This window comes from Bradyrhizobium sp. 190, from assembly GCF_023073415.1.
In the GTDB taxonomy this organism is placed as follows: Bacteria; Pseudomonadota; Alphaproteobacteria; order Rhizobiales; family Xanthobacteraceae; genus Bradyrhizobium.
In genome coordinates this window covers 29,626-51,936 of sequence record NZ_JADPJL010000066.1, presented here as the reverse complement: position 1 = coordinate 51,936, position 22,311 = coordinate 29,626, and the positions used below count along the sequence as shown (strand labels likewise).

Below are 22,311 nucleotides of genomic sequence, written 5' to 3'. Positions count from 1 at the left end.
GCCGTTACGGCAGCAGCTTGTATTTCCCGTTTTCAATCTGGACCAGGATCCGCGCGCGGCTGTCGACGCCGTGGCGGTCGGCCGGCGTGTAGGTGTAGATGCCGTGCGCGCCCACGACATCCTTGGTCGTGAACAGCGCCTCGCGCAGCGCGTTGCGGAACGCCGGCGTTCCGGGCGCCGCACCCGTCGCCTTTGCGCGTATGGCGGCATCCATGAATACCAGCCAGCCATCGAAGGCATAGGGCGAGAACGCATCGGCCGGCGCCTCGCCATTGGCCTTCTCATAGGCCGCACGGAAGGCGAGAACCACCTTGCGGATCGGATTGCTCTCAAGAAGCTGTTCGCCCGCCGTCACCGGCCCGGTCGGGCAGATGATGCCCTCGGCGGACTTGCCGGCAAGCCGCAGGAAGTCCGCGCTGATCATGCCGTGATTGCCGTAGAGCGGCCCCTTGTAACCACGCTCGGCCAACGCGATCACGGGCAGCGCACCCGGCGTTCCAGTCCCGCCCAGCATGATCGCATCGGGCCGCGCGGAGACCGCACGCAGCACCTGCGCGGTAACCGAGTTGTCGGAACGCGCATAGCGCTCGTTGGCAATCACCTTGATGTCAGCCTTCTCGGCGGCTTGCAGCAGCGAGTTGTACATCAGGTCGCCGAACGCGTCGGAAAAGCCGATGAACGCCACCGTCTTCAAGTTGCGGCTCTTCATGTGATCGACGATGCCCTGAACGAGAAGCGGCGTCGGCTGCGGCGTTTGCACCACCCACGGCCCGCCCTCTCCCGCCGGCACCGGCGCGATCGGCGAGACCGCCACCATCGGCACCTTCATCTCGATGGCCGCGGTGGCCATCGCCAGCGTCTGCGGCGCGCCTGAGGTGCCGATCAGGAAGTCGACCTTTTCCTGCTCGACCAGCTTGCGGGCGTTGCGTGTCGACGCAGCCGGGTCCGAGCCGTCGTCGAGCTGGATGACGCGGACTTTTTCACCGTCGATCTCACCGATATAGGCCTGGCCAGCGGCCAATCCCTTGGCGTTCGGCACGCCGATCGAGGACACCGGCCCGCTCAGGCCGGTGACGAAACCGACTAGGATTTCGGCATGGGCCGGCGCGATCGCACCGAGCAGAACGGCTGCGCCGATCAACAATGTCTTTTTGTTTTTCATAATTTCACTTGATGTGGAGAGGAGGCTCAACCCTGCGTTGGCACCAGCGCAAGAACGCGTAGCGGACTGCCGGAGCCGTTCTGGATCTTGAGCGGCGCGGCCACGATCACAGCACCGGTTGGCGGCAGCTGATCGAGATTGCACAAGCATTGCAGGCCGTAGCGCCCGCCGCCGTGCAGGAAATGGTGCGCCGGATAGGGCGGCTCGAGATGACCGGCCTGGCCGGCATCCGTCCCGATGGTCTCGGTGCCGAAGCCGATGACACCGCGCTCCTCGACCAGCCAGCGCATCACGGCGGCGTCCGGCCCCGGCGTATGCGCGCCGTCGTCCTTCAGGTTGGCGTAGTCGCGCCAGCCTTTCTTCGACCAGTCGGTGCGGAGCAGCACCCAATGCCGTTCCGGAATCCGCCCGTGGCTTTTTTCCCAGGCCTCGACGACCGGAATCGTCAGCAGGAAATCCGCATCCTTTGCAGCTTGCGCCGAGCAATCGATCACGCAGGCCGACGCGATCATGTCGCGCACCGGCAGCGTGTCGACCGAATTGTTCGGCAAATCTTTGCCGGTGAACCAGTGGATCGGCGCGTCGAAATGCGTGCCGGTGTGCTCGCCAAAAGTCAGGTTGTTCCAGTACCAGGCAGGACCACTCGCGTCGTAGCGCGAAATCTGCTGGATGCGCACCGGCGCGGCCTGGCCGAATTCGGGTGGCAGCACAATGACCGGGAAGTCCGGGCTGAGCGTAAACGTCAGATCGACGACGCGCACCGCGCCGGATGCAACCGCGCCGGCAAATTGCATGAGACCATTGCTGTCCATTGCGCCTCTCCCGTTTCTAAGCAAATCCGCCTATGCCCCGAGTTCACGTTCGACCGCCTTGGGATTAGCCGCAAGGCGCTGGCGAATGTCTTCGGCAACATCGCCCACGAACACATCTTCCAGTCCGCGCTTGAGCGCCGACACGATCGCGGCCGCGACCGCCCGAGGCGCGACCTTCGGCGGCGGCACCGTCTGGAACCATTCGATATCGAGCGGCCCCGTAAACACGTTCACAACCTTGACGCCGCCGGGCCGAAGCTCCGCCCGCAAGGAATGCGACAGCGACAGACAGGCGGCCTGCGATGCAGAATACGCGCCGAACATTGGCCAGTTTGCGAGCGCATAGACCGACAGGATATTGACCCAGGCCGCCGCACTGTTGACGCCATCGGAGCCCCGCATCCGCATCGCCGGCCCGAACGCCTGCGCCAGATGCACGAAGCCGAGATAGCTCTGGTCGATCTCGTCGCGCATCACGCTGGTGCCTTGACGATCGAGCAGCCCGCCGGCGCGGACATGTTCGGTGGTGTTCACGAGAATATCGACCTTGCCGCCGATATCGGCCGCAAGGTCCGCGACCGACTTCTCGTCGCCGATATCGAGCGGTACGATCTGAACACCCTCCAGCGCGCGCAATGCATCCTCGCCGCGGAACGGCTTCCACGGTTCGGCGACACCGACGAACACGATCGATGCACCCGCCGCCTTCAGCGCGGCCACCGCTTCCTGACCGACGATGCTCCGCCCGTTCGTCACCAGAACGCGCCGGAACTTCGGATCGGCTGTCATCTCACGCCACTGCCTGTCGTCCGCCATGTTGGGGGTCTCCCGTTCGGGATGCGCGAAGGCTACCGCCTGCCCGCTCTTGTCCAATTGAAACGACATCACGACCGGCCGCCCCTCTTCGCAATCAGCATGCAGGTGCGTCACAAGTTTTGGTCCGCATTCCATCGCGACCAACCCGACGCGCCATGGCGCACGCTCGCGAAAATGCACGTCGGCCGGGATGTGCAGCGTGGTTTCGGACAACAGCGTGCCACGCCGCGGCGCGTCAGCGAAGACGAGATCGGCGGAAAGGCACGTAGGGCACGCATCGCGCGCCGGATAGCAGAACGTCCCGCAGGCGCCGCAGCGCTGCAGCATGAAGCGCCCTTCGGAAGCAGCCCGCGTAAAACCGTGCGAGGCGCGGCTGCGAGCGCGTGGCGGCGACGTCGGCAGCCGCGTCCGCTGCAACGGATTCTTCCGGCGCGGTTTTATGATCGGTTCGATCATGCGCCTGGTCCCGCGAGGATCGCCGCGCCCGAGGCGAGGCCGCGATCATAGTTGATCATTCCGAAGCCCGACGCCAACCCGATGCGCGCATCCCTAACCTGCGTCGGACCGGCCTGCCCGAGCACCTGCCGCATCGCCTCGACTACCCCGAGATAGGCGCCGCCCGCCCCCGCCTGCCCGACCGATAACTGGCCGCCGGAGGTGTTGTGCGGGAAGCTGCCGTCGATCGTGAGATCATGCTGCCGCACGAAGTCCGGCCCTTCGCCCTTGCGGCAGAAGCCGAGGTCCTCGAACTGCATCATCGAGATCACGGGGTAATCGTCGTAGGTCTGGACGAAGTCGAGATCATCGGGCTTGACGCCGGCCATCGCATAGAGTTCGTCGACGTCCATCGCCCATCCGCCCCGCACCTGAACGGGATCGTCGCCGAACGCATTGTGGCGCTCGATCGTCGAGAGAATTTTGGCGGCAGGCAGTTTCAGGGAAGCGGCGACGTCCTCGCTCATCACCAGGAACGCCTCCGCGCCGGCGCACGGCATCACGCAGTCGAACAAATGGATCGGATCGGCGATCGGCCGCGCCGACATGTACTGCTCGATGGTCAGCGGCGCTTTCATCAGCGCATGAGGATAACGCAACGCGTTGCTGCGTTGGGCGACTGCGATCTTGCCAAAGTCTTCGCGCCGCGCGCCGAACGTGCGCATGTAGTTACGCGCGATCAGCGCAAAGCTCGCATTGGCGCCGCCGGCACCGTAGGGATAGACGGCATCCTGATTGAAGCGCGAGAAATTCTCCAGCGTGTAACGGAAGGAATCGACGTGGTTGGTGTCGCCAGCGACGCAAGCCACGATGCGGGCGTCGCCCGCCTGCACAGCCCGCGCGGCGCGGCGGAGTGCAGCAATCGCGCTCGCGCCCCCGAGTGGAATGGTGTCGATCCACCGCACGCAAAGGCCGAAATGCTGGGTGAGGCTGATCCCGCTATCGAGCCCCGCCGTGAAACTCGAAACACAGAACCCGTCGATGTCGCGTGGCGTGATTCCGGCCCCATCGACCAGCGCCTTCAGCGCGCGACCGATCCACCACTGCGCGCTCTCGATCGAGTAGCGCACATAGGGAATCGTCACCGGAACTGCCATCACGACCCGATCATAAGGTGTTCGGATGGAGTTTTGCATCGGACTGCAGAGTTCCTGTGAGCCGTTCAGAGCACGGTCAATTTGACGTCGATATTGCCGCGCGTTGCGTTGGAATAAGGGCAGCGTTCGTGGGCGCCGGCAACGACTTCCTCGGCGACAGATTTCTCCAGTCCGGGAAGCAGCACCTTGAGCTCGACGGTGAGCGCGTAGCCGACCGCGACCGGCCCCATGCCGACTTTGGCGGTGACGGTCGGCTCCGCCGACGGCGTGATCTTCCGTGTGCGCGCGACCAGCTTCACCGCACCGAGAAAGCACGCGGCATAACCGGCGGCAAAAAGCTGCTCCGGATTGGTTCCCGGTCCGCCCGGACCGCCCAGTGATTTCGGCAGCGACAATGACACCGACAAAAGACCGTCCTCGCTCGCGGCCTTGCCGTCGCGCCCGCCGGTCGCGGTCACTTCGGCTTCATACAGAATCTTGTCTGGCTGCAGCATGTCTTGTCCTCAGGGGCTCTTCGGTTTGTCGGCTTGCGCACGCGCCACGGTGGCGCGAAAATCCTGGCGGGCGCGGTCGTTGGCCAGCGCGAAGCTCGGCCCCCGGCTCGGCTCAGTGCCGTTGAGGCGCCGCAACTGCACCCACATCTCGGCGCTCTTCAACGCCACTGCCGCACAGTTGACCACGGGCGCATGCCCGATCTTGAAGCCATGCTCGCTCGCGATGAGGAGACCGGGCAACACGCCGGCCGGAATGATGACATCAGCGCCCCGATCGACGAGTGGCTGGGCGCAAGCCGCGAAGTCGGTCAGCATGCGCGCTTTCGCCGCCGTATCTCCTGCAAACGCGGCGCTGAAATCCTCCGGACGACAGCCCATACCGGTGACGTGCTCGACGCGGCCGGAAAGCCCGTAACGATCGGCCTGCTCGTAATGCCAGACCTCGAAGGCTGAATCGAGCGTGACGAGGCCGAGCCGCCGCCCAAGCTGCGAGGCCGCGAGCAGCGTCGCCTCGCCTGTCCCGACCACCGGAATCGTGAGCGCCGAGCGCAGTTCGTATAATCCCGGATCCTGGAAGTGGCCCATGACATAGGCGTCGAAGCCGCTCTCCTGCGCCGTGAGGCCGTTGTCGACCGCCTGGATCGCGCAACGAAATTCGCTGAGGCGGCCGAAGTCGCGATCGGCAGGCGTGATGCCCTCGACATGGACGCTGGCGCCGGGCGCCGCGATCTCGTTCAGATAGGCCGCAAGCCGCGCCATGTAGGGCGCGCTCGTAGCCTGGTCGACGAAGCTCTGCCAGAAGATGCGCACAGCGGATATCCTGTTCACCGGCGAACCGTGCCGAGCCTCGAACCTCCGCGATCATGGAGGGTGACGACACGCACAAGCCTGTCGTTGCGGAGGCGCGCTGTAGAGTGACGCCATCCCATCGACCGAAATATTTCAACCACAAAATAATTTTGACGTCAATTGAACGGCGCGCCGGCGCACGCTGCGCACGACAGGATCGGTTTGCCGAAAGGACAGGCAGATAGCGCCTCACCCTTTTGCATAAGCGAATTCAGCTCTCGCGGCCGCTCGCAGCGCCGCAAACTTTTTCCGCGGGACGCGAATCTGGCGTATTGACCTGCGGTCGAGAAATACTTTAGGCTTTAAACAATTGACAGGGAGTGAGCGCCGTGCAGACGCACGTCGCGTTGATGGTTGCGTTGATAAAGGCTCTTCAATCGTGGCTGAGATCATCGACCTCGGGACAGCGGGTGCTACGGGCGGGTTCGCATTCGCCGCGGTTGGTCCCGCCGTTTCAGGTCTTGGCCATCTGAATGGCAATGAAATCACCAACGAGGCCGGCAAAAGCCTCCGGCATCTGATCGGGAAGCGGCACCATGCCTCCTGAGAGTTCGCGCAAGATGCTGCCCTCGATAGCTCCAGCGACCTTCGGAGCCACCGGATGAACGTGCGGATCGCCCGTCGGAGCAACGACCAGCGTGGGACAGTAGATCTGCCCCAAACGGTCCTCCATCCGATAGCGATTCACCACCCGATGCCCTTCCGCCGCCATCTCGCCGGCCCGCAAGGCGTCGATCATGAAGCGCTGCAGCAGATCGATATCATCAACAGGATAGAAGGGCTGCCGGCGCGCCCAGAGCTCAGTGAGATGGGCGCCGTCGGTACGCGCTTCCACATCGTCGATGACGCGCATGCCCTCGTGTTTGGCGCGGCGCGCCGCGTCGACGAAAGGACAGGCCGACAGAACCAGCGCGCTCACGCGCGCAGGCGCCGATGCTGCCATTTCCACCGCAATCGCCGCACCGGTATGATGGCCCACGATGGCGGCGCGCGGTTCTTCCAGCGCATCGAGCAGCGCGAACGCACCTTGTGCCCACAGCTCAATCGAGGGATCGCCGGCAGGGGAATCGGAGTCCCCGAAGCCGAGCGTGTCCATCGCGATGGCGCGGAAATCGCGGCCGAGCAGCGGCAACACATCGCGGTACTCGTCCCACGAGCGCGGCGTCTGATGCAACAGCAGGACGGGAAAACCGGTTCCCGCCACGGCGACGTGGATGCGGCCGAGACGCGTCGTGACGAAGCGACGCTCGACGTTGGAACCGGTTCTGGTAGCGCTCATTTCATAACTCCCATGCCGACGCGGGGACCATGCCTGCGCCGGGTTTCGGCGACAACTGCGGCATCGATCGTGCTGGTCCGACCTCGATCCATGCTGACATCTCGCTCAGGTCGCGGCTGTTTTCAACCAAGGGGAATGCAATGCGCAAGATGTTGAGTTTGACTGCACTCATCGGCGGCCTCGTGGCGGCCTCGACCGCACAGGCCGACATCACGATCGGATTCGTGACGTCGCTCAGTGGACCCGGCTCCTCGATCGGCATCCCGTACGGCCGCGGCATCCAGGCCGCCATGGAATACAAGAACGAGGTCAACGGCGAGAAGATCAAGCTGATCCAGCTCGACGACGGCTCCGATCCCTCCGCCGCAACCCGCAACGCGCGCAAGCTCATTGAAGAAGAGAAGGTCGATCTCCTGATCGGCACCGCGACCGCCCCGTCGACCATCGCCATGATGGCGGTCGCGACCGAACTGAAGGTGCCGATGATCGCGGTCTCCCCGGTGATCGGACAACCCAACCCCGCGGATCAATGGGGCATTTCCGTTCCACAGCCCGCCTCGCTGCTGGTCAAGGTCGTCGCCGATCGCATGAAGCGCGATGCCATGAAAAACATCGGCTATATCGGCTTCTCCGACGCTTGGGGCGATCTCGTCTACAACGGCGCCAAGGCGGTTGAAACCGAGGACGGCATCAAGGTGCTGACCAACGAGCGTTATGCGCGCGTCGATACGTCGGTCACGGGCCAGATCCTTAAAGTTCTCGCGGTGCGTCCGGACGCCGTGCTGATCGGCGGATCGGGCACGCAAGGCGCGCTGCCGCTGCTCGCGCTCGGCGAGCGTGGCTTCAAGGGCAAGACCTACGGCACGGTCGCGCTGGTCAATCCCGATTTCGTGCGCGTCGGCGGCAAGGCCGCGGAAGGCATTCAGGTCTCCGCCGGTCCGGTCATCGTGGCCGAGCAGCTTCCCGACAACCATTTCGCCAAGAAGCTCGCGCTCGAGTTCCGCGCCGCCTTCCTGAAGGCCAACAATGTCCCGACCACAGACGGTTTCTCGGCCTACTCCTTCGACGGCTGGAGGATCTTCACCTCTGCCGCCGAGCGTGCGCTGAAGACCGCGAAACCCGGCACCGTCGAATTCCGAAAAGCTTTGCGCGATGAGATCCTCAACACCAAGGAGCTCTCGGGCGTGCACGCGGTCTACAACTTCAAGGCCGGCGCCTATCACGGCGTGGACGAGCGCGCGCTGGTGATCGTCCGCCTGAACAACGGCGCCTGGACCTACCAGCCCTGAGCGAAGTCGAGGCGTAACACGGAAGGACGGCCGACGGCATGACGGCAGATATCGCAGCGATCCTTGCAATCGACGGAATAGCCACCGGGGCGGTCTACGCCCTGGTGGCGATCGGCACAGTGCTGATCTTCACCGTAACGCGGGTGATCTTCATTCCGTTCGGCGACATCGCGGCCTTCACGGCGCTGACACTGGCGGCGCTCGACGCCAAGCAGCTTCCCGGAACAGTCGGGCTTGTCGTCGTGCTGGCCTGCATGGCCAGCGCTATGGAGGTCGTCTCGCTGGCGCGCGCCGGCGAGTTTCGCGCGGTGCCGAAGGCCGTCCTCGGCTATCTCGTGTTGCCCTTGATTGTCGTCGGGATCGTCTGGCTGACGATGCGCTTCAACCCGCCGATGCCGGTCCGGATCGTGCTGGCGCTGCTCTTGATCATGCCGATCTCGCCACTTTTGGACAGGATCGTGTTCCGCCCGATCGCGGACGCCTCGGTTCTGTTACTGCTGACGGTCTCGGTCGCGCTTCACTTCGCGCTGGTCGGACTTGGCCTGCTGTTCTTCGGCCCCGAAGGCGTCAGGACCGAGCCGCTGACGTCGATGGCGATAGAGATCGCCGGCGTTCACGTCTCCGGACAGACGGTGCTGATCCTCGCCGCGGCGCTGGTGTTCAGCGGCCTGCTGTTTCTGTTTTTCGACTTCACGCTGATCGGCAAGGCGCTGCGCGCAACTGCCCTGAATCGGACCGGCGCCCGGCTGATGGGAATCCGCCCGGCGCGCGCCGGAACCATCGCCTACCTGCTGGGGTCGCTGATGGCCGGCGTCTCCGGCATCCTGATCGCGCCTGTGAACACCATCTTCTACGACTCCGGATTCCTGCTCGGCCTGAAGGCCTTTGTCGGCGCCATCGTCGGCGGCATGGCCAGCTATCCAGGCGCGGCGCTCGGCGCATTCGGCGTCGGCATCATCGAGAGCTTCGCTTCGTTCCAGAGCAGCACCTTGAAGGACGTCATCGTGTTCTCGCTGCTGATCCCCGTCCTGCTCTGGCGCTCGCTCGCCTCGCAGCATTCCGAAGAGGAAGTCGAGGAATGACACTGCAGCAGATCCGTCTCATCATTGCCGCGGCGATCGCCTGCCTCGTGGCCGCGCCCTTCGTGCTCAATCCGTTCAGCATCACCTTGCTGAACTACATCGGCATCTACGCGCTTGCGGCAATCGGGCTCGCGCTGCTGACCGGCGTCGGCGGCATTGTCTCGTTCGGCCAGGCGGCCTTCGTCGGCGTCGCAGCCTACTCAACCGCCTGGGTCACGGCGGTGAACGGCTATTCGCCATGGCTCGGACTGGTGCTGGCCGTCGTCCTGACCTGCAGCATCGCCGCGATCCTGGGCTTCGTGACGCTGCGCCTGGGCGGCCACTTCCTGTCATTGAGTACGGTCGCCTGGGGACTGGCGATTGCATTCCTGTTCGGCAACATCGATGGACTCGGTCAACATAACGGCATCTCGGGCATTCCGCCGATTTCGATCGGTCCGCTCGCCTTGGTCGAGAGCCGGCAGATCTATTTCCTGATCTGGGCGATTGTCGTGGCGGTTCTTTTCGTCTGCTACAACCTGCTCGACTCCCGCATCGGCCGCGCGATGCGCGCGCTTCGCGGCGGCAATACGCTGGTCGAAAGCCTCGGAATCAGCGCGTTCCAGATCAAGCTGGCGACATTCGTCATCGCTGCGTTCCTTGGCTCGCTGTCCGGATGGCTCTATGCCCATCTCGGCCGTTTCGTCAGCCCCGGACCGTTCGAAGCGGCCATGGGCATCGAATATCTGATGATGGCGATGGTCGGCGGCGCCGGCAGCATTTTAGGCGGCGTGGTCGGTGCGGCAATCGTCACGCTCCTGAAGAACAGCGTGCAGGACTACCTCCCGCTGATCGCAAAAGGTGCCTCCGGTCAGCTCGAGATCGTGGCGTTCTCGGCGCTGTTCATCCTGTTCCTGCAGCGCGCCCGGCAGGGCATCGTCCCGTTCCTCGCAGGTTTTCTCCCCGACCTGAAGCAGTCCCGTCCGCAGGCGGCGACGGCGCTGCCGCGCCGCGAGCAGCCGCCGCCCGGCACGCTCCTTCTTAAAGTGAGCGATGCGCAGCGGCGATTTGGCGGCCTCGTCGCCGTCAACAATGTCAGCTTCGACGTGAAGTCTGGCGAAATTCTCGGGCTGATCGGGCCCAACGGCGCCGGCAAGACCACGATGTTCAACCTGCTCACGGGGGCGCTGCGCGCCAACAGCGGCGAGATCGCATTCGCGGGCCGCTCGATCACGCGCGACCAGCAATTCCACATCGCCCGCGCCGGAATCTCCCGCACCTTCCAGCACGTCAAGCTGCGCCCGCGCATGACGCTGCTCGACAATGTGCTGCTCGGCACCTATTCGCGCACCAAAACCGGTCTTCTCGCCGGCGCCCTGCGCCTCAACCAGGCGGAAGAGGCAAGCGCCCGCTACGAAGCGCTGCAGCAGCTCGAACGGGTGGGCCTTGGCGACAAGCCGTTCGAGCTCGCCGGCAACCTGCCGCTCGGCAATCAGCGCGTGCTTGAAATCGCCCGCGCGCTCGCCGCCGATCCGACGCTGCTCGTGCTCGACGAGCCGGCGGCCGGCCTGCGGCGTCAGGAGAAGCTCAAGCTCGCCGAACTGCTGCGGTCGCTGCGCGCGGATCACCTGACCATCCTGCTCGTCGAGCACGACATGGAGTTCGTGATGTCGCTCGTCGACCGCATCGTCGTGCTCGATTTCGGCTCAAAGCTCTGCGAAGGCGAACCGGCGGCGATCCGCAGCGACGCCCGCGTCCAGGAAGCCTATCTCGGAGGTGTCGCGTGACACAGATGTTCTCGATCGAGGATGTGTCGGTCGGCTACGGCAAGGTGGAGGCGGTACGCAATGTCTCGCTGTCGGTCGAAGAAGGGCAGATCGTGACCGTGATCGGCCCGAACGGCGCCGGCAAGACTACCCTTCTGATGGCCGCCATCGGTCTGCTGAAGTCCACGGGGCGGATGGTGTTTCAAGGCGCCGACCTCGCGCGGATCGACGTCGAGGGCCGCGTCGAACGCGGCCTCTGCCTCGTGCCCGAAAAGCGCGAGCTTTTTGCCGACATGTCGGTCGCCGACAACCTGCTGCTCGGCACCTACAGCCTGCGCGACCGCTCGACGACGCGCAAAAGCCTCGACGACGTGTTCGACCGCTTCCCGCGGCTGAAGGAGCGCAGCAAGCAGGCCGCCGGCACGCTATCTGGCGGCGAGCGACAGATGCTGGCGCTCGGCCGCGCGCTGATGGCGAAGCCGAAACTCCTCGTGCTGGATGAGCCCAGTCTCGGCCTGGCGCCGCTCATCGTCCGCGAAATCTTCCGCACCATCGCCTCGCTGCGGAGCCTCGGCGTGTCGGTACTTCTCGTCGAGCAGAACGCCCGCGCCGCGCTGGAGACCGCGGATTACGGCTATGTGCTGGAGACCGGCGAAATCATCCAGTCCGGTCCGGCGGACACCCTGATCCACGATCCGAAACTGATCGCAGCCTATCTGGGCGGCCACTGACGCGCGACGGCGACCGCATCAAGCGACGGGCTCGCGCGCCAGACCCATGGCCCGCAGCGCCGAGGCAAAGGCCGCAAGCCGCTTCTCGCGATAGGCGGCCAGATCGACGCCTTCATAGTTCATGAATCCCTGGCCGGTCTTCATGCCGATGCGCCCTTCGCGCATATTCGTTGCGATGATGTCAGGTGCGGCGTAACGGCCGTCGCCCAACGCCTCGACCAGATAGCGGCTGGCATGATGCAGGATATCGCCGCCGCCCCAGTCGATGAACTCGAGCAGGCCGAGCACCGCGAAGCGAAATCCAAAGCCATAGATCACGGCCTTGTCGATATCCTCCGCCGAGGCGACGCCTTCCTCCACCATGCGGGCGGCCTCGTTCATCGCCAGCGACTGGATTCTGGGAACGATGAAGCCCGGCCGCGCCGCGCAGACGACCGGCACTTTGCCGATACCTTCGAGCAACGTCTTCATCCGCTCCGTGACCTCCGGCGCGGTGAGCCGTCCCGGCGACAATTCGATCAGCGGCACCAGATAGGCCGGATTGAGCCAGTGCGCATTGAGGAAGCGGCCGGGATCTTCGATCGATCCCGCGAGATCGTCGACCAATATCGTCGACGTGGTCGAAGCGATGATCGGGCTTGCGCCGGCCAGCCGCGAAGCCTCGGCCAGCGCCGCCTGCTTCAAGCTGAGGATCTCCGGCATTCCTTCGAAGACGACATCGCAGCTCGGCAACGCCGCACCCGCCTCCTGCCGAGGCACAATCGTGATCCGTTCGGCGATTGTGGGCACAAGGTGTGCCGGGAGCAGATCGATGCGCGAGAGGATCTCAAGCGTCGAGCGGATTTCCGCCTTGGCTTCGGCTGCAAGCGCCTCAAATGCTGAAGGTTCCCGTTCCTTGAAGTCGACGACGACAACCCGGTGGCCGGCGAACGCGAATACGACCGCAATGCCGCGGCCCATTCGGCCGGCGCCGAGGCATCCGATGACCGGCCTCATCGGAAACCCTCGACGAGAAGATTTTGCAACGCGGCGCGGTCGAAATCGCCGAGGCCGAGCGACGACAACGTCCGGCCCGTCACAGCGAAATCCTGCCCCGTGATGGCGGAGCCGATCGCCAAGAATGCCTTCACGAGCGGCGTTTGCACGCCTGCGAGACCCGCCACGGATGCGAGGAACGACAGGCCAAGACGCAGATCCTCCAGCATGTAGCGGTGCTCGACGAGGATGAGGCGTTCGGACCAATCGCCGGAATCGGTGAGCTGGTCATGCGCATCGCGCGCATACATCCAGGGTTCGCCGTCCTTCGAATAATGGTCCGCTAGCGGAAAATGAGGCCCGCCATAGCCGAACGCCTTGCGGATGGAGATGCGCTCGGCATCGAGCGCGTCCGTCACGCGGCGGATCGCCGGCTGGGTTCCTTCCTTGTGGATGTCCCATTTGTCGAAATGTTCGATCGGACCGGCGTTCATGGTGATCAGCGGCGGATGAATGATCGGACCGGCGTTCATCAGCGCGCCCGAGAGCGCATCGCCGCATGGCTCGATAGCATTCGGAAACGCGCGTTCGATCACATCAAGCGCATACGGTGCGAGGCGCAATGGAAACACGCCGGTCGGCAATCGCGTTCCTCGGCCTGAGATGCGGACCGCATAAGGACCTTGCTTGCGCGCCAGCCATGGCAGGGTCCCGGTCTCTGCAGTTGCGATCTCGGCCCTGTTGCCAGCATCCCGCGCGGCGCGGGCAAAGATGTAGGAGCCGAACGTGCCGGGCGGCAGAAACACCACTTGGCCATCGCGCAGATGCGGTGCGGCGAGATCGGCGATCGCGGGCTGCGCGAAAGCCGGCGCCGGACACAGCACGAGATCGGCGGCGTCGATGGCTTCCGCGATCGACGACGTGATTGTCGCGAGCCTGGCATCACGGCGCCCCGATCGATCGATGACCGTTATCGTACCGCCCTGCGCGCGATGCGCCTCGACATCTCCAGGATTTCGCCGCCACAGCCGGACTTCATGACCGGCCAAGGCGAAGTCGCCGGCTGCCGCGAACGAACCGTTGCCACCACCCAACACTGCAATCTTCAAGATGTCCTCCGCTTCAGATCCCGCTACGCCGGTTTCGCCTTGACGTTGTTCTCCTGCCACCCCGCCCAGGTCGGTCGATCGATCTGGAACAGGTCGGTGGAGCGCGCATACCAGCCGCTGCCGTGCATGCGGGCGATCAGGCGCAGCGCCTGGGTGTCGATGTGACAGCGCTCCTTGTCCAAAATCACCGCATCATCGACATGGGCGCGGACCACGCGGCCGATGACGGCGGTCTGCCGCGGCCCCGTCACCAGCGACGTGAGTACCCGGCATTCGAACGACACCGGCGATTCCGCAATGCGCGGCGGGCGCACCGCCTGCGAGGCAGCCGGCGTCAGTCCGGCCAGCGTCAGCTCGTCGATCTCGGGCGGCGCGTCGATGCAGGTGACGTTCATGGCCTCGGCGTTGCTCTCGGCGACCAGGTTCACGACGAACTCCCCGGTATCGAGAATATTCGCCGCCGTGTCCTTGAACCGCTCCGAGCCTGCCAGAAGTCCGATCGCGACGGTGGGCGGCTCATGCCCCATCACGTTGAAGAAGCTGAACGGCGCGGCGTTGATCACGCCGCTCGCAGAGAGCGTGGTGATCCAGGCGATCGGCCGCGGCGTCACCGTGGCCGTCAGAATCTTGTAGCGGTTCTGCGCCTCCAGCGTCTCCATGTCGAAGATCATGCCGGCCTCTCAGATCGCGACCACCGGATGGCGCAGCCGGCCGATGCCCGTGACTTCCGCTTCCACCACGTCGCCCGGCCACAGCCATTCCTGCGGAGAGCGCCCGGCGCCGACGCCTTCGGGCGTGCCCGTCGCGATGATGTCTCCCGGCTCAAGCGTCATCGCGGCTGAAATATCAGCGATCAGGAGCGGTACCTTGAACAGCATATGGCGCGTGTTGGAGCGCTGCTTCTCGACGCCGTTCACTGTCAGCCAGAGATCGAGCGCGTGCGGATCGGTGATCTCATCCGCCGTGACGATGCACGGCCCGAACGGCGCGTAGGTGTCCTGTCCCTTGGAGTAGATCCATTGGCCGGCGCGGCGATTGTCGCGGGCGCTGACGTCGATCATCACGCTGTAGCCGAACACGAAGCCGAGCGCGTCCGCCTCCGACACCCGTCGCGCAGTTCGCCCCATCACGACCGCAAGCTCGACTTCCCAGTCGAGTTGCTGCGTGATGGCCTTGTTGTGATGAATGGCCTCGTCCGGCCCGATGACGCTGGTCGGGGGCTTCGAGAAGATGATGGGCTGCTTGGGCAGGTCCTTTGCCGTGTCGAGGGCACGGGACGATTCCGCGACGTGCTCGACATAATTGAGACCGATGCCAAAAATGTTCTTGCGCGGACGCGGGATCGGCGCCAGCAGCCTGGCATTCGCCAGCGGCAATGCGGCGCCCACAGGCCAATGGTCCCTGCCCTCGTTCAAGATCTTCTTGAGCGCCGCCAGCGCGGGCGGCCCGAGATCGATGAAGTCAAGCATCGATGACGGAAGGGAAATTCCAGCATGGTGGCCGGCCTCCTCGACGTCCACGACGAGGTCGTCGACAATCGCACCAAGACGGGCAGCAGCCTCAACGGTGCTGCGGTAGGTAACGAGACGCACGGTTTCTCTCCTTATTAGGCTACGAGGGGCTGGCGGCCGCCATTGTCGCCAAAGGCTTCCTCGCGGTAGAGCCCGAGCGCGTGCATGACCGGCAGGTCGTTGAAGGTGAAGATGCAGGCGTCCTCGCTTGCGGAGGCATTGACATGCTCATGCCAGGCCCATGACGGAACGCAGAAGATGTCGCGTTCCTTCCAGTCGAAGCGCTTGCCGTCGATGATCGAGTGACCGCTTCCCTTGGCGACCTGATAGATGAAACTGCCGGTGTGACGATGCGCGCATGTGCTCTCGCCCGGCCGCAGCATCTGCATCGATGCGCCGATGGTCTGCATCACCGGCCCGCCGGTCACCGGATTCACGTAGTTCATGAGAACGCCGTCATATAGCGAACCGTCGGTGGCCTTGCCGTAGCGCTGCAGCGCCTCGTAGGTCGGTCCCCATTCATATTTCAATAGCGGCGAGTATCCCTTGGACCACTCGGCGCCCGCCGGACGCAGGCCGGGACTTCCCCAGGTATGCGTCATGTCGTCGACGGGATAGCCGACGCTCTGCTGCAGATCCGGATGGACCACGTAGAAGTTGGCTTCGAGCGTGTTGACCAGGGGAATGTCGAGGCCGTCCTGCCAGATGCAGGGTGTGCCGTCGCTGGAGACGCCGTGTTCGTGCCACGTGCCGTTCGGCGTCAGCACGAAGTCGTTGGCGCCGAGCGTCATCTTGTGGCCGTCGACGATGGTGTAGGCGCCCTCGCCTTCCATGATGAAGCGAAGGGCGGAAGCCGAATGGGCGTGCGCGGACGCGACCTCGCCCGGATGCATGACCTGCAGGCCGGAATAGAGCCAGCCGACCGCGGCGGCGTGATCGCGCCGGCCGGGATTGTTCAGATAGATGACGCGCCGCCCGGCTTTCTCGGGCGACACCAGTTCGACGGAACGCAACACATGCGCGCGGAGGTCCTCGTAGCGCCACAAGACCGGAACGGAAGACGATTTGGGCTGCCAGGGTTCGATCTTGTTCGCGACCGTCCAGAGCGCGCCGGCTTCCAGCCTTTCGAGTTCGTCGTAATAGGCGAGCAGTTCCGGCGTGTCCTCGACATTGGCCCGCCCGGCCACGTCTTCCCGGTGGTTTTCACGAGCTTTCGTTGCCATGTCGCCCTCCTGTACTGGCGCCGTGTTCGGCGTCGCGTTGTCAGTCCATCTTAGTCGGGTATCATCGCGATCGCCTGGATTTCGACCTTGGCGCGATCCTCGATCAGCCCCGATACCTGCAGCGCCGTCATGGCCGGGAAGTTCCGGCCCATGACGCGGCGATAGGCCACGCCGATTTCCTTCAGGCGCGCCGAATATTCCCTGCGGTCGAGCAGGAACCACGTCATCGACACGATGTGTTCGGGCCCCGCGCCGCCGGCACGCACCACCGCATCGACGTTCTTCAGGGTCTGGCCGATCTGATCCACCAGATCGTCGGACTCGAACTTGCATTGTTCGTTCCAGCCGATCTGGCCTGCGACGAAGATCATCTTGCCGCGGGCGGCGATGCCGTTCGCGTAACCGCTCGGCTTGGCCCAACCGGGCGGCTGCAAGACTTCGAACATTTCATACTCCCGTAGCAGGACGCGACTGGACGCCCGCAGCTAGGCTCTCAGGACGTCGCGTCCGATAATGAGTTTCTGGACTTCGGTCGCGCCTTCATAGATGCGCAACGCACGTATCTCGCGGTAGAGCTGCTCGACGATCTCGCCGGAGCGCACGCCGCGGCCGCCGAACATCTGCACGGCGCGGTCGATCACCTCCTGCGCGGTTTCGGTCGCGACCATCTTGGCCATCGCCGCTTCGCGCGTCGTGGAAGCTTTCTGCACGTCGCGCCGCCAGGCCGCGCGATAGGTGAGGAGCGCACTGGCATCGACATCAGCGGCCATGTCGCCGAGAGCTGCCTGCGTTAACTGCTGGTCGCCCAGCACGCCGCCGAACATCCGCCGGCTCCGCGCATGCGCCACGGCCTCGTCGAGCGCACGGCGGGCAAAACCAAGTGCTGCGGCTGCGACCGAGGCGCGGAAGATATCGAGGGTGCGCATCGCGATCTTGAAACCTTCGCCCGGCGAACCCAACAACCGCGCCGCCGGAATCCGGCAACCCTCGAAACGCAATGTCGCCAGCGGGTGCGGCGCCATCACGTCGATGCGGTCGGCAATCGAAAAGCCGGGATCGTCCGGAAGCACGACGAAAGCCGAAATTCCCCGCGCCCCCGGTGCCTCGCCGGTTCGCGCAAACAGCGTGTAGACGTCGGCAATGCCGCCATTGGAAATCCAGGTTTTCTCGCCATCCAGGATGTAGTGGTCACCCTCGCGCCGGGCGCTGCAGGCCATGGCGGCAACATCGGAACCGGCTTCCTTCTCCGACAGGGCAAAAGCGGCAACCCATTCGCCACGCCGCGCCTTCGGCAGCACCAGCGCGCGCAATTCAGGCGAACCGGCAATCGCCACCGCGCCGGTGCCAAGTCCCTGCATCGCAAAGGCGAAATCGGCGAGCCCACTGTGCCAGGCCAGCGTCTCGCGGGCTATGCAGATCAGCCGGGAATCGATCACCGCATCGGGCCGATCGCCCGCGACCGACGCCTCCAGCAATCCCGCAGCGCCAAGCTGGCGAACCAGCGAACGGCAGGTCGCGTCGACGTCACTGCTATGCGTATCGCCAAGACCCGCTGCAAATGCATCGAGCGCCGCCGCATATTCGGTGTGACTGGTATCGAAGAACGGCCACGCGAGATGTTCGCGAGACGGCCCGCGTAGTTGCGAAACCGGGGTCATGTCAGTCTCCCGCAAAGGCCGCCTCGGCGTACGCCGCCAAGCGCCACGCGCTCCAATAATGTTTCATGGCTAAAATATCCTGTCAAGCGAGCCGGTCCGGCCCAGACGCCGGCCGGCTGTGCATCAAGCCCACGAAATAGGCTGCAAAATTGCACATAACTGCACGCAGGGCGTTTTACCATGCGCAAACTCGCAAGTTCGATTGACATCATTTTTGTTTGATGTCTAAAATTATATTCGGTCATCCGGAGTTCCGGGCGAGGCCTCAGGAGGCGAGCATGGCAGAACGCTCTTTCGCGCGCGAGGTGGAAGACCTGAAGCTGGGCGCCGGCCAGGAATTTCGTGGCGAAGGTATCCTCGCCATTACCAAAGCACTGCTCGAATGCGGCGTCAGCTATGTCGCCGGCTACCAGGGCGCGCCGATCTCGCATCTGATGGACGTGCTGTCGGACGCGCAGGATATCCTTTCCGACCTCGGCGTGCATTTTGAATCGAGCGCCAGCGAGGCGACGGCGGCGGCGACGCTGGCCGCGTCCGTGATGTACCCGATCCGCGGCGCGGTCACGTTCAAGGCACCAGTCGGCATCAACGTCGCGTCCGACGCGCTCGCCAACCTGTCCTCGGGCGGCGTCACCGGCGGCGCGCTCATCATCATCGGCGAGGATTACGGCGAAGGCTCCTCCATCATGCAGGAGCGTTCGCACGCCTTTGCGATGAAGTCGCAGCTCTGGCTGGTCGATCCGCGGCCCAACGTGGCGTCCATCGTCAAGGCCGTGCACGATTCCTTCGAGCTATCGGAGGCGTCGAATACGCCCGTCATGCTGGAAGTGCGGATCCGCGCCTGCCATGTCCATGGCCGCTTCGCCACCCGCGACAACGTGCGCCCCACCTTTCCGCTTGCCCGCGCGCTTGATGCGCCGTCGCGCGACACCAACCGCATCGTACTGCCGCCGGCCTCGTTCCTGCACGAGAAAGAGAAGATCGAGCACCGCTGGCCGGCAGCGGTCGAATTCATCCACGCCCGCGGCATGAACGAGACGTTCGACGGCGATATCGACGATATCGGCATCATCATGCAGGGCGGCATGTATAACGGCGTCATCACCGCGCTGCGCGAGGCCGGCCTTGCCGACATCTGGGGCGAGACGCGCGTGCCGCTCTACGTGATGAACGTGACCTATCCGATCGTTGACCGCGAGGTCATCGACTTCTGCCGGGGCAAGAAAGCCGTGCTGATGGTCGAAGAGGGCCAGCCCGAATTCATCGAGCAGTCGCTGCACAAGATCCTGCGCAACGCCGACATTCCGGCCAAGCTGCACGGCAAGGACCTGTTCCCGATGGCCGGCGAGTACACCGCGCAGGTCATGGGTGCAGCGATCGGCGCCTTCATCCGCCGCTGGCGCGCGGATGCGCTGCCCGATGCCGCGCGCGCGCCGAACATCGACCGCGTCGAAGTCGACGACAAGATCCGCGCGCTGGCCGACGTAGTGCCGCCGCGGCCGCCGGGTTTTTGCACTGGCTGTCCGGAGCGGCCGATCTTTTCCGCGATGAAGCTGGTGGAAAAGGAACTCGGCCCGCACCACATCGCCGCCGATATCGGCTGCCATTTGTTCTCGATCCTGCCGCCGTTCAATATCGGCGCCACCACCATGGGTTACGGGCTCGGCCCCGCGTCGGCCTCCGCCTTCAACGTTCCGGCGAGCAAGCGCTCGATCTCGATCATGGGCGATGGCGGCTTCTGGCATAACGGGCTGACCAGCGGCGTCGGCAACGCCGTCTTCAACCAGCATGACAGCGTGATCGTCGTGGTCGACAATTATTATTCCGCCGCCACCGGTGGCCAGGACATCCCCTCCTCTCGCGCCGACAACCGCTCTCGTTCGACCAAGCATCCGATCGTCGAGGCGGTGAAAGGCGTCGGCGCCAAATGGGTACGTCAGATCGACCGCACCTACGACGTCTCGCACATGCGCGACACGCTGCGCGAGGCGCTGACGACCAAGGAAAAGGGCCCGAAGATCATCGTCGCCTCGTCGGAGTGCATGCTGAACAAGCAGCGCCGCGTGAAGCCGCTGGTGGCTGCGGCCGCCAAGCGCGGCGAACGCATCGTGCGAGAGCGTTTTGGCGTCGATGAAGACACCTGTTCCGGCGACCACGCCTGTATTCGCCTGTCCGGCTGTCCGTCGCTGTCGGTGAAGCCGACCAGCGATCCGCTGAAGGACAATCCGGTCGCCGCCGTCGATAACACGTGCGTTGGCTGCGGCCATTGCGGCGAGGTCGCGGACGCAGCCGTGCTGTGTCCCTCCTTCTACCGCGCCGACATCGTTTCCAATCCCACCCCGTTCGAAGCCCGGCTCGACCGCATCTGGCGGCGGCTGATCGGCGCGCTGCAGCGCTGGCGGGCGGGACGGCGGATCATGTTCCAACAGGAGGCGGTATGAACGTCTCCGTAGCCCCCTCCTCCGTCGCGCTCAGTCAGGCCCGGCCCATCACTGTCGCGGTGCTCGCGATGGGCGGCCAGGGCGGCGGCGTGCTGGTCGACTGGATCGTGGCGCTGGCCGAGCGGCGCGGCTGGTTCGCGCAATCGACCTCGGTGCCCGGCGTCGCCCAGCGCACCGGCGCCACGATCTATTACATCGAGATGATCGCGCCCGATGCGAACAAGCCCGACCGTCACCCCGTGCTGTCGCTGATGCCGGCGCCGGGCAAGGTCGACATCGTGATCGGCGCCGAATTGATGGAAGCCGGTCGCGCCATCCTGCGCGGCCTGGTCTCGCCCGACCGCACGCTGTTGATCGGCTCCTCGCACCGCTCCCTGGCCGTGGTCGAGAAGACCGCGCCCGGCGACGGCACCGCCGACGCATCGCAGGTCTACGAGGCGGCCAATGTCGCAGCAAACCGCTTCATCGCGTTCGACATGGCCGAAATTGCGGATGCCACCGGCAGCGTGGTTTCCTCGGTATTGTTCGGTGCGCTCGCGGGCTCCGGCGCTCTGCCCTTCACGACCGAGGATTTTGAGGAAACCATCCGCTCAGCCGGCGTCGGCGTCGATGCCAGCCTGCGCGCCTTCGCCGCCGGCCGCGAACGGGCCCTCGCCACGCTCGCGCAGGATCCCAAGATCAAGCCAACGGCAAAGCCGCCGCTCGCCAAACGCTTTCCGCGTCTCGAGCCAATTGGCCACGCCGATTACGACGCGCTGGTCGCGCGGGCGCGGCAATTGCCAGAAGCGCTGCACGGCATCGTCGCGGCCGGCCTGCAACGCGTCGTCGATTATCAGGATGCCGCCTATGGCCGCGAATATCTCGATCGGCTGGAAGCGATGCCGCGCGACGCGATCGGGCTGATGCAGGCCTTTGCCAAGTATCTCGCCATTGCGATGGCCTATGACGACGTCATCCGCGTGGCGGATCTCAAGACGCGTGCAGGACGGTTTGACAGGGTGCGCCGCGAGGCGCGGGCCGGCGATGACCAGATCCTCGGGATCACCGAATTCTTCCATCCAAGGATCGAGGAAATGGCAGGACTGCTGCCGCCGCGTCTCGGCGAGAAGATCGAGCGTAACGCTCGGATCGCCCGGCTGATCGATCGCGGACGAAAACTGCGCACGACCGCTCCCTCGGCATTCCTGATGCTGTACTGCGTGGCGGGCTTGCGGCGATTCCGCCGTGGCACGCTGCGGCATGTCCGCGAGATGCGCCATCTCGATCAATGGGCGCAACGTATCAGGAAATTCGCCGCAAGCGACCTCGCGCTCGCGACCGCCGTGTGCGAGGCGCGCCGTCTCGTCGGCGGCTATTCGGACACGCATTCGCGCGGCGAATCGAAATTCGACAAGGTCATGCTTGCGTCCGAGCGCCTGGCCGGCCGGCCCGATGCTGCCGAATGGGTGCAGCGGCTGACCAAGGTCGCGCTGAAGGACGCCGATGGCACTGAGCTCGACGGCGCGTTGCGCACCGTCGAGACCCTGTTCGAGGACGCCTGAGG

At 64.8% G+C, this 22,311-nt stretch carries 20 protein-coding genes; 6 read left to right on the top strand and 14 right to left on the bottom strand.

The genetic code is table 11. From position 1 onward, the window contains the following. Window positions 1-4: 4 nt before the first annotated feature. The 7 genes from IVB22_RS34600 to IVB22_RS34570 form a co-directional block, all read right to left on the bottom strand. Window positions 5-1,162 carry an ABC transporter substrate-binding protein gene (locus IVB22_RS34600; RefSeq protein ID WP_247521643.1) on the bottom strand — a complete coding sequence of 386 codons (1,158 nt, stop codon included), beginning with the start codon at window positions 1,160-1,162 and terminating at the stop codon, window positions 5-7. Window positions 1,163-1,188: 26 nt separating this feature from the next. Continuing rightward, window positions 1,189-1,974, bottom strand: a complete 786-nt coding sequence (locus tag IVB22_RS34595; protein WP_247521642.1) for a cyclase family protein — start codon at window positions 1,972-1,974, stop codon at window positions 1,189-1,191. A gap of 30 nt (window positions 1,975-2,004) precedes the next feature. Next, the gene (locus IVB22_RS34590) at window positions 2,005-3,246 is read right to left on the bottom strand and encodes an SDR family NAD(P)-dependent oxidoreductase (RefSeq protein ID WP_247521641.1); all 1,242 of its coding nucleotides are present in this window, start codon (window positions 3,244-3,246) and stop codon (window positions 2,005-2,007) included. Next, window positions 3,243-4,421: a thiolase family protein gene (locus IVB22_RS34585; protein ID WP_247521640.1), complete on the bottom strand. Its 1,179-nt coding sequence runs from the start codon at window positions 4,419-4,421 to the stop codon at window positions 3,243-3,245. Before IVB22_RS34585 ends, IVB22_RS34590 begins: the two co-directional genes overlap by 4 nt. A 26-nt stretch (window positions 4,422-4,447) precedes the next feature. Further along, complete coding sequence (locus IVB22_RS34580) at window positions 4,448-4,876, bottom strand: organic hydroperoxide resistance protein (protein WP_108520408.1); 429 nt, start codon at window positions 4,874-4,876, stop codon at window positions 4,448-4,450. Window positions 4,877-4,885: 9 nt separating this feature from the next. Beyond that, window positions 4,886-5,686, bottom strand: a complete 801-nt coding sequence (locus IVB22_RS34575; protein WP_247521639.1) for an aspartate/glutamate racemase family protein — start codon at window positions 5,684-5,686, stop codon at window positions 4,886-4,888. Window positions 5,687-6,179: 493 nt separating this feature from the next. After that, window positions 6,180-7,004, bottom strand: a complete 825-nt coding sequence (locus tag IVB22_RS34570) for an alpha/beta fold hydrolase (protein ID WP_247521638.1) — start codon at window positions 7,002-7,004, stop codon at window positions 6,180-6,182. A gap of 140 nt (window positions 7,005-7,144) precedes the next feature. On the opposite strand from IVB22_RS34570, the gene IVB22_RS34565 reads away from it, so the two are divergent. Genes IVB22_RS34565 through IVB22_RS34550 form a run of 4 tightly spaced genes read left to right on the top strand, consistent with a single transcriptional unit; the run spans window position 7,145 to window position 11,851 of the window. Further along, window positions 7,145-8,293 (top strand): ABC transporter substrate-binding protein, encoded by a 1,149-nt coding sequence (locus IVB22_RS34565; RefSeq protein ID WP_247521661.1) that lies wholly within the window; start codon window positions 7,145-7,147, stop codon window positions 8,291-8,293. 38 nt (window positions 8,294-8,331) lie between these two features. After that, window positions 8,332-9,375, top strand: coding sequence for a branched-chain amino acid ABC transporter permease (locus IVB22_RS34560; RefSeq protein ID WP_247521637.1), 1,044 nt, complete (start codon window positions 8,332-8,334; stop codon window positions 9,373-9,375). Further along, a complete protein-coding gene (locus IVB22_RS34555; RefSeq protein WP_247521636.1) occupies window positions 9,372-11,141 on the top strand; it encodes an ATP-binding cassette domain-containing protein in 1,770 nt (589 codons plus the stop codon). Before IVB22_RS34560 ends, IVB22_RS34555 begins: the two co-directional genes overlap by 4 nt. Then, window positions 11,138-11,851, top strand: a complete 714-nt coding sequence (locus tag IVB22_RS34550) for an ABC transporter ATP-binding protein (RefSeq protein WP_247521635.1) — start codon at window positions 11,138-11,140, stop codon at window positions 11,849-11,851. Before IVB22_RS34555 ends, IVB22_RS34550 begins: the two co-directional genes overlap by 4 nt. 18 nt (window positions 11,852-11,869) lie before the next feature. Here IVB22_RS34550 and IVB22_RS34545 read toward each other — a convergent pair whose 3' ends face one another. Genes IVB22_RS34545 through IVB22_RS34515 form a run of 7 tightly spaced genes read right to left on the bottom strand, consistent with a single transcriptional unit; the run spans window position 11,870 to window position 18,327 of the window. Next, window positions 11,870-12,847 (bottom strand): 3-hydroxybutyryl-CoA dehydrogenase, encoded by a 978-nt coding sequence (locus IVB22_RS34545; protein ID WP_256467499.1) that lies wholly within the window; start codon window positions 12,845-12,847, stop codon window positions 11,870-11,872. After that, entirely contained in the window at window positions 12,844-13,935 is a 1,092-nt protein-coding gene (locus tag IVB22_RS34540) for an NAD/NADP-dependent octopine/nopaline dehydrogenase family protein (RefSeq protein WP_247521634.1), read from the bottom strand. Before IVB22_RS34540 ends, IVB22_RS34545 begins: the two co-directional genes overlap by 4 nt. A gap of 23 nt (window positions 13,936-13,958) precedes the next feature. Then, window positions 13,959-14,606: a flavin reductase family protein gene (locus tag IVB22_RS34535; protein ID WP_247521633.1), complete on the bottom strand. Its 648-nt coding sequence runs from the start codon at window positions 14,604-14,606 to the stop codon at window positions 13,959-13,961. Between the two features lie 9 nt (window positions 14,607-14,615). Continuing rightward, window positions 14,616-15,527, bottom strand: a complete 912-nt coding sequence (locus IVB22_RS34530) for a fumarylacetoacetate hydrolase family protein (RefSeq protein WP_247521632.1) — start codon at window positions 15,525-15,527, stop codon at window positions 14,616-14,618. Window positions 15,528-15,541: 14 nt separating this feature from the next. Continuing rightward, window positions 15,542-16,669 carry a cupin domain-containing protein gene (locus IVB22_RS34525; RefSeq protein ID WP_247521631.1) on the bottom strand — a complete coding sequence of 376 codons (1,128 nt, stop codon included), beginning with the start codon at window positions 16,667-16,669 and terminating at the stop codon, window positions 15,542-15,544. A gap of 50 nt (window positions 16,670-16,719) precedes the next feature. After that, complete coding sequence (locus IVB22_RS34520; RefSeq protein WP_247521630.1) at window positions 16,720-17,115, bottom strand: RidA family protein; 396 nt, start codon at window positions 17,113-17,115, stop codon at window positions 16,720-16,722. Window positions 17,116-17,154: 39 nt separating this feature from the next. Next, window positions 17,155-18,327 carry an acyl-CoA dehydrogenase family protein gene (locus tag IVB22_RS34515; protein WP_247521629.1) on the bottom strand — a complete coding sequence of 391 codons (1,173 nt, stop codon included), beginning with the start codon at window positions 18,325-18,327 and terminating at the stop codon, window positions 17,155-17,157. Window positions 18,328-18,605: 278 nt separating this feature from the next. On the opposite strand from IVB22_RS34515, the gene IVB22_RS34510 reads away from it, so the two are divergent. Both IVB22_RS34510 and IVB22_RS34505 read left to right on the top strand, forming a co-directional pair. Further along, window positions 18,606-20,768, top strand: coding sequence for an indolepyruvate ferredoxin oxidoreductase subunit alpha (locus IVB22_RS34510; protein ID WP_247521628.1), 2,163 nt, complete (start codon window positions 18,606-18,608; stop codon window positions 20,766-20,768). Further along, a complete protein-coding gene (locus tag IVB22_RS34505; protein WP_247521627.1) occupies window positions 20,765-22,309 on the top strand; it encodes an indolepyruvate oxidoreductase subunit beta family protein in 1,545 nt (514 codons plus the stop codon). Before IVB22_RS34510 ends, IVB22_RS34505 begins: the two co-directional genes overlap by 4 nt. The last annotated feature ends 2 nt before the right edge of the window (window positions 22,310-22,311 follow it).